Genomic DNA, 13,093 nt, shown 5'->3' on the forward strand with positions numbered 1-13,093 from the left:
CTCTCATGAACGCACCGGCTGCGGCGAGGGACGCCCCTCGACCTCGCCGCAGCCGGTTGCCCAACTCCAACGACGACGCAGGACGCCCCGTATTCCACCTGGGACCACCCTCTCGCCAGAAGGGCAATCGGGCTCGTGATGAGTACGTTCGACGCGGCACGCCTGCTTGACGTTGCGCTCGGCGCTATGGATAAGGCGATCAACATCCTGATGCGCGAACAAGCCGGCGAAGTTCGGGCCAAGGGCGATCGCGATCTGGTGACCGACGTCGAGCTAGCCATCGAATGCTTCGTACGAGACCACCTTCAGGATCAGACACCGGACGTCGGCTTCGTCGGCGAGGAAACCGGGGCGACCGGCAACCCGGACGTGTACTGGGTCCTCGATCCCGTTGACGGGACTGCCAACTTCGTCCACGGGGTCCCGTTGTGCGCGGTGGCTCTCGGGCTCGTCCACGCGGACCAACCCCTTCTCGGCGTCATTGACGCGCCGTTCCTCCACCACCGGTACTGGGCTACGATCGGCCAGGGGGCCTTCCGAGACGGCGACCCGATAGCCGTCTCTCGCACGAAAACCCTCGAGGAAGCACTGATTTCTCTTAGTGATTACGGATCAGGAGAGGGAGGTGTAGCGCGAACGAGGGCGTCCGCCAGGTTGGACCAGGCACTTTCTCGACGCGCACAACGAGTTCGACGACTTGGGTCATCGGCGCTCGAGCTGGTCTGGGTCGCAGATGGCACTCTCGACGCCAGTCTCACGCTTGGCAACCGCAGCTGGGACACGGCGGCTGGAGCGATCATCGCCCGGGAAGCCGGCGCGCTCGTCGTTGACGCGGACGGTAGCGAGCACAACACGAGTTCGCGTTGTACCGTTGCGGTGGCCCCCAGCTTGGCGGACACGCTGCTCCCTCTTCTGCGCATCCTTCGCGGTACTCGATACTGGCCGATCTCAACGACCGAAGGCGAGACAGCCGCGACTGCGCGGCCTGCAGGAAAACGCATCGTCGGCGCCACGGCCTTCTTGGCGACGATCGGTGTGGGTCTCGGTGACGACGACACCGCAGACACGCTGGCCGAGGGGGAGTTCAACTCATTGCCCGATGCCCAGACTTGGATCGAGCAAGAACTGCCCGTGGCTCAGTTCCCCACCTGGATCCTCCAACGCCCGCGTGGTGCAGCGGGGGCGTTCCTCTTCGGTGCGATTCAGCGCGGGCGTTATGCGATCGAAGCTAGTGGTCGCGTTGCATGGCAGGCAGAAGAAAGCTCGGCGGACGATGTAGAGGCGTACCTGGTCGAAGGGCAGCTGCGATGGCGGGATGCGTCGAGTCGAGGCGCGGCTGTGTGACAGCTGGAGATCCGCGAGGTTCGTGCCGTCAACGTTGCGGCAGGCAGCCTGGGCGCATCGACGGGTGGCGTGCTGGAAGGCATGGGGGGAGCCAGGACCTTTCGGCTCGCTGTCGTGGTGTGCGGCGGCGATCGGGACACAGCGGTGTCGGGTCCGGAGTCGTTCGGCATGGACGAGGGGCTTCCTGTGCTGGTTGCCGATCTAGACGTCCCCGGACCCGTCAGGTCGGATCGGTGTGGCCGCGGCGTCGAGGTGCGCCACGGCCACACCGATCCGGGGGCCGGGGTCAGCTGGTGGCTGTGGCGGCCAAAGCGGAGTGCCTGGTGGCGGGAGGCGCGCCGGGCAGCAGCTGGTGAATCTGCTGGTTGATCCACCATTCGTAGCTTTTGAGGTTGGTGTAGATGGCGGCGCTGCCGCAGAACTCAGCGATGGTGCGGGACGCGTCCCCCAGCAAGTACCAGTCGCCACCGTGACGCTGAAGCAGCCCGGAGCCGGAGTCACCGTTGCAGACGCCGCCGCCGGTGGACGGGACCCCGGCGCACAGCTCGCCGGCACCGATAAGCGCCAGGGCTGCACTTGGCGGTGCGTAGAAGCGGGACGTCGAGCTGGCTGAGCTGAGCCGGTGCCGGACCGGTCCAGGCGGCCGGGTCAGTGGTCAGCCCCCAGCCGATCACCAGCGCGGGTTGCCACGGCCACGCGGGGGCAATGCGGGCGGGCCGGACACCATTGACGTGACCGTTGAACCGGATGAGGGCGAGGTCCCAGATCTTGCCGTCCTTGTCCGGCATGCCCCAGGCCCAGGCAAGCTAGTGGTACCGCAATTTTTGCCCCGGTGCGTACGACACCGCCTTGGAGTCGGTTCGTGGACCCGAACCGGGCGTGGTAGATCGCGGGATTTCCCCGGTCGATGGCCGGGTCGCGCAGGTCGGTGCGGAAGCTGGTGAAGATCTTCTTCGCGGCCGGGGTCATTCGCGCTTGCACTTCGGGGCCGGGCGCGTTGCTGAGGCAATGACCAGCTGAGACCGCTACCGAGGCGGGGACGCCGCCCTCGTCGTAGCCCTGAGCGAGCAGGGTGACGCCGCAGGAGTGCCAGTTCGGGTCGTCGTGATCGAGCAGCTGCAGAGACCCCGCACCGGCGTAGGCGACCGGTGCCGGGGCGCCGCCGATGATTCGTGGGGAGGCTGTGGCGGCTGGCGGTGGTGCGGTGTCTGCAGCGGTCGCGGCGGAGACCCCGACCAGCATGGGAAGAAGCGCCAAGGCAGTCGTGAGTGTTGTTCTGAAGCGCACGAGGAGAAAGATCCTTTCTCGGTACTACTTACAAGTGCTGTCGCGCAGATGCGACGCGCCGGGTGCGGCGTGGATGCCTGGCCACGCACGAGGACTGGTTTGTGCGTAGCCAGGCACCACGGATTCCCGCGAACCAAGGAGGCCGACTTCTTGACTTCGCAGGTGCACGGGAGCTGAAAGGCCAACCCCGGGTGGCTGGTCGAGTCCGGCCGATGCCGACGGATAGGTATTCGTGTGACGGCATCGGTTCGGGTTTTCTGATCATTCGCCTTATCGGGATACGGACGGTCGAGAATCTAAGTATCTGTCGGTCGCCAAGGAGGTTCCGGTAAGTCGCTGTCTGGTGCGGGTTTCTGGGCGAGGACGGCGGCGGTGAAGCTGCCGCAGACCGGCGGGTCGGTGAGTGGCCCGTCGGGATACCAGGTGAACGCCGGGACGATGCCGGGTGGCAGCTCGACCGTGCCCTCGATCATCGTCTCGATTTCGTGGCGGGTGGCTAGACTTCCGGTGCCGGGACCGTGAAACTGCAACGCCTCTTCGAATTCACGAGCCTGGGCAGCGAGGTCGGGGTGTTCGGGCAGCAGCAGGTGCGTCATGGCCAGGAACCCGCCGTCAGGCAGCCGTGCGAGATGGCCCTGCACAACGTGCGCGACGTCGGTACGGCTGCCGCCATGGAAGGACATCACCCCGCCTAGCAGCAATGCCACGTGGTCGTGGCAGAACGAGACCATTCCCGGGTTTTCGCTACTAGTATTGTAGAGGGCATTCCACATCGCAGCCGGGTCCCAGGGATCGGCGTCGACGACGTAGACGCCGTTGTCGTCGTCGGCGATCGTGCGTAGCTCGGCGAGGGTGAGCGGGTCACGTTCGACGTAGATCACGCTGGCGCGGGTGGTGTGTTGGGTGCGGTTGCGGTTGTTCGCCTCGCCACGGCGGACGTGGGAGTGCAGGTCGTCGTCACCGGCGATGTGGGGCAGCCCGGCGCCGGCGACCACGATGGCGCTGACGGACTGGTGGGCGACGAGGTAGGCGGCGACGCGGTCGAGGAACGCGCGCTCGGAGCGGAACACGAATCCTGCGTCGTGCACACGGGCGGTCATTCGACGGGCGGCATCGCGTTCATTGATATGAGCGAACTTGACGGACGCGACGGAGCGACCGTCGCTGTTTTTGGCTTCGCGGAAGGCATCGAACAGGTAAGCGAGGTTGATCCGGCCCTGGTCAACTCCACAGGGGCGCCACCACGGCGCACGGTCAGCGGGCTGGTGGCTAGTGGTGTGCGGTGTCACTTTTGTTGATGTCATTGGTGTACTGGTGCCTCAGTGGAAAGCTGGATGGTTGTGTGCGCGATACTCAGGCGGCATCGATCCGCGAGGTTCGCGAGGTCGACGGCCCGAGCCAGAAAACGGTGCTTCGCCAGCTCGCAGCTCGTCTCCGTGCCCAGCGGGCCACGGGGCGTAGCGCGTCGAGCCGAGCGGCGGCGAAGTCCACGGCGAGGTTCGGGTCCCTCCATCACACGTCCCTACGTGCGAATTTGTCGATTCTTAGTTAGCGGAATTGGTCAGCGACTGTAGGTTTTGACGTCCTCCCGTTCGACCTCCGCGACGACGCGTAGCGACACGCCGACGACGACACTCCGAGCGCGTCCGCCAGACGCAGGATCTGCCGCGCGTCCCGCAGGTCCCGGTACCCGTTCTCCAAGCCCCACAGGTGTGACTTAGAGATCCGCGCTCGCTGGGACTATCGTGTCCGCGCGCTCGCCCTGTTCCTGACGTTGCTCCCGTAACCAGCCGCCCCACCGGCATTCCGTTCACTGGTCCTCCGGCCTGCGGAAGTCCCACACCGCGCGGATCACCATCTCCTCGCGCGACACACCCAACCCGTCCGCGATCTTCACCGCGGTCTCCACCTGAGTCAGCGCCCGCCGGCCAGTCTCCAAGGCTCCCAGCGTGCCCGCCGACAACCCGATCCGCCTGGCCGCAACCTTCAGCGGGAGGTACGCGCGTTTGCGGCGCCATCGGATCCAGCCACCGACCATCCGCGTATTGGGCACCGGCACCGGCTCCTCCGGCCCGCCGAGGACCACCCAGTCCGCACACGCCCTCAGCAAAGCCGATGACGTCGCCTTACCCGCCACCGTGACCCCTCTCGAACTCCCGTAGCGCCAACACCGCAGGCACCGCGCGGTCCACCCCGAAGGCATCGGCCAACGCCGCCATATGCAGCAGCGACCACGATCGGCGATGCTCGCAAGCAATCGCGTAGATCGTGTCCACTGACACCCCGGACCGCCGCGAAAGCTCCAGATGCGACCACCCGTGAATAGCGCACGCCCTGTTCAGCCACGTTCCCAGCCGCAGTTCCGGCAGGATAGGCAGCCACACCGCCAGCGGCCGAGGTCCCGGACCGATCCGGACGTCCATCACCGCACTTCCCCTTCCCCGGCCTCGTCCGCCTTCGCCCCGTCCGGATCGGCCTTGTAGTCTTCTTTCCACTCGAGACGCTTCGTCAGCCGCTCCACACACCGCAGCTGAATCGCGTGATTGGCCAGCGCCTCCAACATGTGGTCCCGATCGGTTTCCGCCAACCGATATGAACATCCGCGCGTCCCAGGCGATGCGGCGTTCGAGCACGTACCGGCCGCTCGGAGGACCGCAACCGGGTCGAACAGGCCGGCGTCGGCGAGCTGGAGGCGGGATAATCGATGGGGTCGCCTCCTCCCGCGTGATCAGTGCTCGCGCCTTCGCCTGGTTTCCGGACCACGCGGCGAGCGCAGGGTAGGACCAGCCGCGACTTTCTCGTCGCTGCTGTAGTTCCGTGCCCACGGCGGCGATGGCTGGCTCGCCGGTATCGGTCGTGGTCATCAGGATCAACCAAGGCTTCCTGGAGCGGGGAGATGGTGTGCGGGGGGTCGGGATCGCGAGTTGGCCAATGCCGCAGTCGGGCCGTGGGTGTGCGCGCGTCGAGATAGTCGTGCAGCGGGCGCGCGCGTGCGGTGCTCCACCAGTAGGTCTCGGGTCTCGCGCCGTCGGTCACTGGCATGACGGCTCCGCGGTAGCCGCAGACTCGGTCGCATCGCCTGGCGGCTCGGCACCGGCGTTGCCCTCGCTGCATCGAGGTTTCTCGCAAGTCACAGCGGCTGAGGTGTCGCGGTAGCGAGGGCAGCGGGATCGCGCAGCATCGATGGCGTCGCGGCGGGACTCCGCTGACGCGCACGCGGGTGCGAGCACACCGGTGACGTCGAACGTAGCGCCATGGACGCGGTGGATCCGCGGATAGTTGCTGGACGGCGACCGCAGAACGGTCGCGCTCGGTCGACTGGCTAAGGCCGTGATCATGACAAGGCCCCTCGCTCCCAGCGGTGATTACGCTTCGAGACGGACGGTTGGGCCGGTCGCTTACTCGTACTCGGCGTGGCCGTGAGAGCAGCTCCCGTCTTCTTCCGGCTGGCTCTTGGATTCGCATGCCGCTGATCGGCCTGAGCTTCGGTGCAGTCCCTCATGTGGGGTCACCGTCCGAACGTCCGCCGCCGTCCTCGTCGTCGGTGGTGTCGTCGTGGTTCGCGCCGAGCGGGTTGACCTCGGCGATGACCGCGGGGGACAACCCCGCCGAAAGTCGGTACAGCCGCCCGGCGGCCTGAGCGCAATCCTCGGCCAATGCCTCGATATCCATCGCCATCGAATCGGCCTTCGTCGGGTTGTCCGCCACCTGTTCGGCCAGGCGGAGGGTGGTCCGTAACTCATCGGCCACCTCCGCCGCAACCTCCCGAGGGTCACCGGCCGACTGGTCGCGACGCGCGTAGGAGTGGACGAGGACCCGCGCTCCGGTTCCGACCAGGTCGTAGCCGAGCTGCCTGTATGACGTCCAGTCATGCCGGTCACGCTCGGCATAGGCAAGCCGAATCAACGCAGCCGTGTACGCATCGGTGATCAGGCTGAGCAGTTTGATCGGCGGTGCGCCCGGCTGATCTGGCGATCGTTCGGATCCAGTCATCAAAATGGTCCAGAGTTGTGGTCAGCTAGTCGATGCAGGCAAACCTGCGGGCTGCGTCCCGAGTGCAAGTGCGAAGTACTCCGCCAGCCACCTGCGGTACAGCGTCACGCAATACTTTCGCCCATTCAAAGGTCGAGCTTGCTGTATGTTCGGCATGTGGAGACTTCCTATGAAGTGGTGAACCAAGACGCATAGTCAACTCGTCAAGATCGTCGCGAGGTACCGTCCACAACCCGCCCACTGGGCGTCCTTGAAGCAGTCCGCGGTTCTCGGATCGGCCCCTCAGGTGCCAAGACAGCGACGTACGGGTAAGTAGGACGGATCGTCACATAGCCAGTCTTGAGGCAGCCTTCTTCGGGGCGGGTGAGGTATTGGCCAGCGAAACCGCGAGTACGAAGCCTTTGCCGACCGGATCGAAGCTCCGCATCATACGTTGTTTTCCGCTTTAGCGCTGTGATTGCGTGTGGCATGAACTGTTGAGAGACGGGCCGTCGCCAGTCAGGCCGGGAAATATTCGGCGCTGTGCTGTCGACGATCGACGTGTCTCCACAACGTCCTCCTCCGAGCGGCCCGCTGGCCTTCACCCGAAGGTAGGAGCTGGAGCGGCCGGACGCGACGTTCGCTTGAATACGGACGGTTCGTGGACGGTCTCTGGGCGGTAGCCCCTCCGCTGACCCTCAAGGTTCGATCGACGAGGGGCTGCCAGAGCAAGCGGCTCTGACGCCCTAACTTGGATACAAGAGGAGTCAGCGTGACCGAACTTGGAATGCCCACTGTGATGTCGCGCCCTTCAGCGCCGTCCGGTCCGGTAGTTTTCACGCAGGGGCATCATTTCCAACTGAACGGTGGTACTTCCGTCGATGATCTCGTCGGGAGCCTTCATGCTCCACTCTCGGTCATCCTGCAGGTGACCAAGCGTTGCGACTTCGACTGCGATTTCTGCTCGGAAATCCTGCAGTTGCCTGATCCCACGCTCGGTCAGCTCGACACCATGCGCACCAACCTGGCCGGCGTCAAGCGAGTGTTCCTTTCCGGCGGAGAACCCCTGATGCGCAGGGATTTCGGCGATGTGGTTGGCATGTACTCCGACGACTTCATCCTCGGCATCCCGACGAACGCCACCCGAGCGTTACAGCACGCCAAGCGGCTCGCCGGCAAGGTCGCCTACGTCAACGTTGGCCTGGAAGGACCACGCTCGATCACCCAACGAGTCCGCGGTGACTACGACAAGGTCATGGCCGGTATCCGCATATTCCAGGAGCACGGGCTCCCACTCTCGCTCTCGTGCGTCGTGCTGCGGTCGGATCTGCATGGCCTACCGTTCACCTACCAGATCGCCGACACCCTCGACGCAGGCAAGCTCAAGCTCATCATGCCGCTGCGCAAGGGCAATGCCCTCGACCTCGACGAGCACGAGTTCATCAGTAATACCGAGGCCGAAGCGAAGTTCAACGAGCTGGTCGGGCTCGCATCGACCTTCGCGTGGCGGCCGGCGCTGCGACTGACCGCATGGACGCCGGAGACCGAAGGGCACATGATCTGCATCGAGCCGACCGGCAAGGCCAACGCCTGGCCCGTCTACGACGCACCCGACCTGTTCGAGCCGCTGGGAAACGTGCTGGAGGAACCGGTCAGCGAGATCTGGAATCGCTACCGATTCAAACGCAACCACGTTTCGAAGTACCTCGGCACCAGCATCCACACCACGCCACGCGGCGGCAGTGATGCGTAGCACCAGCAACATCACCCGGCCGACGACACCGTTCGGTGCCGGGCAACGCCCGTTCGGGAAAGACCGGCCTATTCTCGCGGCTCTCGCAATGGGTTGGACCGGCGACATCCATCTCCCCGTCTGGGCGTGCGCTGTCTACTTGACCACGGTGAGCACTCGCACCCTCAGCCTGGACGGCCGGCACCTCAACTTCGGCTTCGAGGTGCTGAGCAGACAGGAACCGGACTCACCGACCGAGTTGGTGCACCGACTGGACAACATCTTCGTGGCCTGCCGTCGGCAGGCCAAGACGCTCGCCGGACACAACCTCGATCCCGACCTCGCGAGGCTGGCCAGCTTCGCGAGTCACCAACGACGGTTGCCCGGCGTCGACACAGTGCGCCAGCACTGGGCGAACCGATCGGTGAAGGGGCGTGGCACGGCTCGGATGCTCGACACTGCCCACGACGTCGGCCAGGCGGCGGAGAGCGACTTGACCGCCATCTGCGATCGTGTCGCGCTGAAGGCCAGCTCGGTCACCGATCCGGACAGCCGTGCCTCGCCTGCTGACACAGCTCAGCGCGCGCTGACGCGGACCTTGGCGATTGCCTTGATAGCGGCCCGAGCCGCCGGCAGATACGACTGGACCAGCACGATCGACCTCGACGAGCTGGTCCTGAGTGCGGCCTGGGACCAACTCGACCACCTCGCCACCGTGCCTCCAGCTATCCCGGCCCCCTGATTGGCCCGTGGTGGTGGCCTGGCAGCACAATGGCCGGGCCACCACCTCGACACCGCGAAGGAGCGGACGTGATTGTCAGCACCAACATCGCGGGCAGGAAGGGCCGGGCACCCCGTCGTCCCGCAGGGACGACGCTGTGGGCATCCATCGACGTCGAGTGGACCAAGAATTACCAAATCAAGAACGGGAACAAGCCGTTCTGCTACTCGGTCATCTATGCCGCGATCCCCTGTGGCACGACTACTACGAATCTGGCGGACCTCCCGTTCTCCTTCACCAGCGTCTATCTCGAAGACCCTGAAGAGACCGCCGAACTGCTGGCCTCGGCCAACGCCGCAGTCCGCACCGCCTTCGCGTCCGCAGACCGCGTGACCGGCCACCAGTTCACCAGCGACCTGGGTGTCCTGACCAACGCCAGCGTCACCCCGTTACCGGATATCGCCGCAGCCCGGGCACGCTGGCTGGACCGCCGCACCGACGCGCTCGCCGACCGCCGGGTCATCGACACCCGCTACGATACCGACCACGTTCTGACCTGCACGTCCCGTCGGCTCGTCGACGTCTGCGCCGAGCTGAACCTCGACGTCACCCAACCCGAGCTGCGCGGCACCTCCATGACCGCCCTGCACCACGCCTACCTCGAACGGCACTCCGACGAGGCTCGCGAGCGCATCAGCGTCCTCAATCTCCGCCATAGCCTCTCGACCGCTCTGGTCGCCCTGCGCGCGACCGGCCACGTCAGCTGGAACGGCACCCTCAACGTCAACCAGATGCTCGCCACCGGACTTGACGGAGCATTCTCCTGGCTCGGCCACCGCACCTTCACCGACCTGCTGTGAGAGGACCATGCCGATTCGCGAATGCCGAGTGGCAGCTGTCGACGGCACCCACGCCTCCGGCAAAACAACCCTAATCCACGCCTTGACGGCCCATTTTCGCCGCCGAAGCGTGAACGTTGCCACGATGGACGAGCCGGCGCGATCCAGTCCGTTCATGGAAGAGATCGTCATTCACGGACGCGGCACCTTCGATCTGGCCGCAGAAGTCGACGTGTTCGCCGCGCACCTTCAACTCCAGCTGCGCATAGCGCGCAACCACCAACTGCTCATCGCAGACAAGACGATCATCAACGTGCTCGCCTACGCCAGAATGCTGCTCGACATCGCCCCCGGCACCCTGGACGCCACGGTCCTCGATGCCATGGAGCACTTCTGCCGAGCGTGGGCGCCGACCTACGACGTCGTGTTCTTCACCCACGACCAGTACAGCCAGCCCAGCGACGCCTTCCGCGCCAAGGTCGCCGGCATGCAGGACACTGCGGCCACCGCGCTGCGCACGCTGTACGACCAACTTGGAGTTCCCGTGATCGACGTCCCGGTAGGCCTTGAGACGGAACAGCGGGTCGCGTGGATCGCCCGGCGAGCCGCCGACACTGGTCTCGTCCTCGCGGGATAGCCTGTGGCCTTCAACGCCGCCGAACAGCCCAGGAAGACTCGCCGTGCCCTACACCAGCTTCGTTGACGTCCTGATCATCCTGGAACGTGACGAGCAGGTCCTGCTCGCCCAGCGCGCAGGTACCGGATACGCCGATGGCCAGTGGAATTTGCCTTCGGGCAAGCTCGAAGATGGTGAGGACATGGTCGCTGCCATCATCCGCGAAGCCAAGGAAGAGATCGACGTCGAAGTAGACCGCGATGACCTGGAAATGGTCACGTCAGTTCACTACCTCAACCCTGAGGGGCAGGCCAGGGTCGGGTTCTTCTTCCGTGCTCGACGATGGCGGGGAGAACCGCGCAACGCTGAGCCGCACAAGTGCTCGCAGATCGCATGGTTCCCGAAAGATTCGCTGCCGGACAGCACCGTTCCATACACGCATGCCGGTGTGGAGCTCTACCGTCGTGACGAGCGGTTCGGGCTCCAGGGCTGGCCGCACCCAGCCATGCCGGCTTTGACTTGGACGCTGACTTGCTGATCCAGCGCAAAAGGGACCCAGGCTCGCGGCGTTGAACGTGTGTTCGCATTGAGTAAACGCCTGCTCCGTTGTGGAATGACAGGGAAGCGGGTGGGTCAGATGTGGATGGGCGGCGTGGCGCTGTAGTCCGCGTGGAAGACGTCGTCGTCGACGACGAGCAGGCGGTCGGCGGCGTGGATGATCCAGTCCTGGAAGTTCAGCGTGAGCTCGGGCTCGGGCTGGCGGGGTTGGCGGATCGTCGCGGTGTTGCCGTGGACGGTGATGGTGGTGCCAGCGTGCAGGACGGCCTGGGCGGCGAGCTGTTCGACCCAGCCGCGGATGATGTCCAGGGTGTCGGGGTCGGTGTTGCGGGCCGCTTCGATCATCAGCCCGGCTCTGCGATCGCCGTCTGCCCGGAGGGCCCAGTAGAGGTTGATCACGGTCATCGGGGGACCTCCTTGGAGGTCGGGGTGGTGCGGACGTCGCCGATGGTGGTTCCGGTCATGGCCTGGCCGACAAGTGCGACGACGAGGGCAAACAGCGGCCACGTCCAGGTGCCGGTGGCGGTTTCGAGCAGGCCAATGCCGAGGGCCAAAACGCCGGCGAAGGTGTAGCCGAGGCCTTGGACGACCGACGACAGGGCAGCGGTGGTGTCAGGGTCGCCGCGGGTGCGGCGGCCCAGGTCGACCAGGGCGAGCGCGAGGGCGCCGAGGCCAAGGCCGAGTAACCCTGTCCAGAGCCACGTGACTGTGGCGGAGCTGATCATCAGACCGGTGACGCCGGTGATGCTCGCTCCCGCGAACGAGATGGCGAGCGGGGCATGCGGGACGCGGTAGGTGAGGTAGGGGACGGCGAGGGAGACAGGGACGCCCAGCACCATGACGGCGGCGAAGTGGAGCTCGGATTCGGCCGGGGTGAGCCCGGCGGCGTGCAGGATCGCCGGGAGCCGACCCATCAGCACGAAAGTCACCGCCGACAGCAGTCCGAAATGGATCGTCAAGGTGGCAACGGTGCCGCGGGGAAAGAGGGTTCGCGGGCTGACCCGAATAGCTCGCGCCGATCCGGCCAGTGCGGTGAGGTGACGGCTGCTGCCGATCCAGATGACGAGTGCGACCGCGGCGAGGATCGCCCAGCAGCCGAGCCCGACCTGCCAGGCCAGACCGGTCGGGGTTAGAAGCGCGCCGAGCGCGGATCCAGCTCCGAGGCAGGCGGTGTAACAGGCAGCGGAGCTCGGGGTCGCGGTACGAACGACGACGGGCAGCAGGGCTCCGAACCAGCGTGGCGGCGAGGACGGAAGACAGATCGGCTGCGGTCTCCATGCGGGCGAGCAACGCTCCCATGCTCGTGACCGCGGGCCGGAGGTTGAGCGCGAGGACGGCAATGGTGAGACCGGTGGCGACAGGGCTCAGGACCGCGGCGCGGGGAACGCGGGCCGTGGTCATGAGACACCGCCAGGGCCTCTGACCACGATATTTACCAGCCGCGTCCTGGCGGAGCGGGCGCAGGTAGCGCCCGCGTAGCGCCAGGCCCTCCGCGCTGAATTGACGTCCGACGCGGTGGGGACGGCGCCGATGACGGACCGTAGGAAGAAGTCGGCGTGGGTTGAGCAGTTGGTCCCAGCCAGCGGGCAGCGCCACTCGGTGCGCAGGCTGAAGCCCATCCGGTGACCAGTTAACGCGATTGAGGTAACAGAAGGTGAAAGTGTCACCTGCAGGTGTAGTTCATGTTCGACATTTTGTGCAAGATAGTCGACGTTGTGAGGGTGAGTCTCTGGCCCGGTAGGCTTCCCGGCCAATGACGCAGCGCACGGATGAGTCGCCTGATCACGACCTAGAGCAGCACCTCGCCGCGATGGGGTTGCGTCTTCGGGCTGCCCGTCGAAGGGCGGACCTGACTCAAGGGGAGCTCGCTGACCTCAGCGGGGTGGATCGCGGCTACATCTCGCGCGCGGAGCACGGGGCCACCAACGTCACCGTGCTGACGTTGTGGCGTTTGGCTCGCGCGCTGAAGATACACGCCGCTGACCTGCTAGATGATCGGCCGAGTAGCGACGACTAGATCGGCT

General features: G+C 65.7%; 14 protein-coding genes. 7 read left to right on the forward strand and 7 right to left on the reverse strand.

Annotation, left to right across the window (positions count from 1 at the left end):
* Window positions 1–138 precede the first annotated feature (138 nt).
* Complete coding sequence (locus tag ACLJPY_RS30555) at window positions 139–1,344, forward strand: inositol monophosphatase family protein (protein ID WP_410593629.1); 1,206 nt, start codon at window positions 139–141, stop codon at window positions 1,342–1,344.
* Between the two features lie 286 nt (window positions 1,345–1,630).
* Here the strand turns inward: ACLJPY_RS30555 and ACLJPY_RS30560 are convergent, their stop codons facing one another.
* The 5 genes from ACLJPY_RS30560 to ACLJPY_RS30580 form a co-directional block, all read right to left on the reverse strand.
* Window positions 1,631–1,996, reverse strand: coding sequence for a trypsin-like serine protease (locus ACLJPY_RS30560; RefSeq protein WP_410594056.1), 366 nt, complete (start codon window positions 1,994–1,996; stop codon window positions 1,631–1,633).
* A gap of 931 nt (window positions 1,997–2,927) precedes the next feature.
* On the reverse strand, window positions 2,928–3,920 hold the full coding sequence (locus ACLJPY_RS30565) for an SAM-dependent methyltransferase (protein ID WP_410593630.1): 993 nt from the start codon (window positions 3,918–3,920) through the stop codon (window positions 2,928–2,930).
* A gap of 521 nt (window positions 3,921–4,441) precedes the next feature.
* Window positions 4,442–4,768: a helix-turn-helix domain-containing protein gene (locus tag ACLJPY_RS30570; RefSeq protein ID WP_410593632.1), complete on the reverse strand. Its 327-nt coding sequence runs from the start codon at window positions 4,766–4,768 to the stop codon at window positions 4,442–4,444.
* Between the two features lie 285 nt (window positions 4,769–5,053).
* On the reverse strand, window positions 5,054–5,194 hold the full coding sequence (locus tag ACLJPY_RS30575) for a hypothetical protein (RefSeq protein ID WP_410593633.1): 141 nt from the start codon (window positions 5,192–5,194) through the stop codon (window positions 5,054–5,056).
* Window positions 5,195–6,129: 935 nt separating this feature from the next.
* On the reverse strand, window positions 6,130–6,624 hold the full coding sequence (locus ACLJPY_RS30580; RefSeq protein WP_410593635.1) for a hypothetical protein: 495 nt from the start codon (window positions 6,622–6,624) through the stop codon (window positions 6,130–6,132).
* Between the two features lie 751 nt (window positions 6,625–7,375).
* Between ACLJPY_RS30580 and ACLJPY_RS30585 the strand changes: the two genes are divergently transcribed.
* The 5 genes from ACLJPY_RS30585 to ACLJPY_RS30605 all read left to right on the forward strand — a co-directional run bounded on the left by ACLJPY_RS30585 (window position 7,376) and on the right by ACLJPY_RS30605 (window position 11,049).
* On the forward strand, window positions 7,376–8,356 hold the full coding sequence (locus ACLJPY_RS30585) for a radical SAM protein (RefSeq protein ID WP_410593636.1): 981 nt from the start codon (window positions 7,376–7,378) through the stop codon (window positions 8,354–8,356).
* A gap of 148 nt (window positions 8,357–8,504) precedes the next feature.
* On the forward strand, window positions 8,505–9,077 hold the full coding sequence (locus ACLJPY_RS30590; protein ID WP_410593637.1) for a hypothetical protein: 573 nt from the start codon (window positions 8,505–8,507) through the stop codon (window positions 9,075–9,077).
* 68 nt (window positions 9,078–9,145) lie between these two features.
* Window positions 9,146–9,916 (forward strand): hypothetical protein, encoded by a 771-nt coding sequence (locus ACLJPY_RS30595; RefSeq protein WP_410593638.1) that lies wholly within the window; start codon window positions 9,146–9,148, stop codon window positions 9,914–9,916.
* A 7-nt stretch (window positions 9,917–9,923) separates the two neighbouring features.
* On the forward strand, window positions 9,924–10,532 hold the full coding sequence (locus ACLJPY_RS30600; protein ID WP_410593640.1) for an AAA family ATPase: 609 nt from the start codon (window positions 9,924–9,926) through the stop codon (window positions 10,530–10,532).
* A gap of 43 nt (window positions 10,533–10,575) precedes the next feature.
* Window positions 10,576–11,049, forward strand: a complete 474-nt coding sequence (locus ACLJPY_RS30605) for an NUDIX hydrolase (protein WP_410593642.1) — start codon at window positions 10,576–10,578, stop codon at window positions 11,047–11,049.
* Window positions 11,050–11,144: 95 nt separating this feature from the next.
* Here ACLJPY_RS30605 and ACLJPY_RS30610 read toward each other — a convergent pair whose 3' ends face one another.
* Both ACLJPY_RS30610 and ACLJPY_RS30615 read right to left on the reverse strand, forming a co-directional pair.
* Entirely contained in the window at window positions 11,145–11,474 is a 330-nt protein-coding gene (locus ACLJPY_RS30610) for a hypothetical protein (protein WP_410593644.1), read from the reverse strand.
* The gene (locus tag ACLJPY_RS30615; protein ID WP_410593645.1) at window positions 11,471–12,028 is read right to left on the reverse strand and encodes a hypothetical protein; all 558 of its coding nucleotides are present in this window, start codon (window positions 12,026–12,028) and stop codon (window positions 11,471–11,473) included. The genes ACLJPY_RS30610 and ACLJPY_RS30615 overlap by 4 nt, the downstream gene beginning before the upstream one ends.
* A 794-nt stretch (window positions 12,029–12,822) precedes the next feature.
* Here ACLJPY_RS30615 and ACLJPY_RS30620 point away from each other — a divergent pair.
* Window positions 12,823–13,086, forward strand: coding sequence for a helix-turn-helix domain-containing protein (locus ACLJPY_RS30620; protein ID WP_410593646.1), 264 nt, complete (start codon window positions 12,823–12,825; stop codon window positions 13,084–13,086).
* Window positions 13,087–13,093: the final 7 nt, after the last annotated feature.

It is taken from the genome of Amycolatopsis sp. lyj-23 (genome assembly GCF_046549135.1).
GTDB lineage: Bacteria > Actinomycetota > Actinomycetes > Mycobacteriales > Pseudonocardiaceae > Amycolatopsis.

Excerpts from the sequence above, each read along its gene's own strand:
- ACLJPY_RS30555 (WP_410593629.1), top strand. The coding sequence starts at position 139 with ATGAGTACGTTCGACGCGGCACGCCTGCTTGACGTTGCGCTCGGCGCT.
- ACLJPY_RS30575 (WP_410593633.1), bottom strand. The coding sequence starts at position 5,194 with ATGTTGGAGGCGCTGGCCAATCACGCGATTCAGCTGCGGTGTGTGGAG.
- ACLJPY_RS30580 (WP_410593635.1), bottom strand. The coding sequence starts at position 6,624 with ATGACTGGATCCGAACGATCGCCAGATCAGCCGGGCGCACCGCCGATC.
- ACLJPY_RS30600 (WP_410593640.1), top strand. The coding sequence starts at position 9,924 with ATGCCGATTCGCGAATGCCGAGTGGCAGCTGTCGACGGCACCCACGCC.
- ACLJPY_RS30610 (WP_410593644.1), bottom strand. The coding sequence starts at position 11,474 with ATGACCGTGATCAACCTCTACTGGGCCCTCCGGGCAGACGGCGATCGC.
- ACLJPY_RS30620 (WP_410593646.1), top strand. The coding sequence starts at position 12,823 with ATGACGCAGCGCACGGATGAGTCGCCTGATCACGACCTAGAGCAGCAC.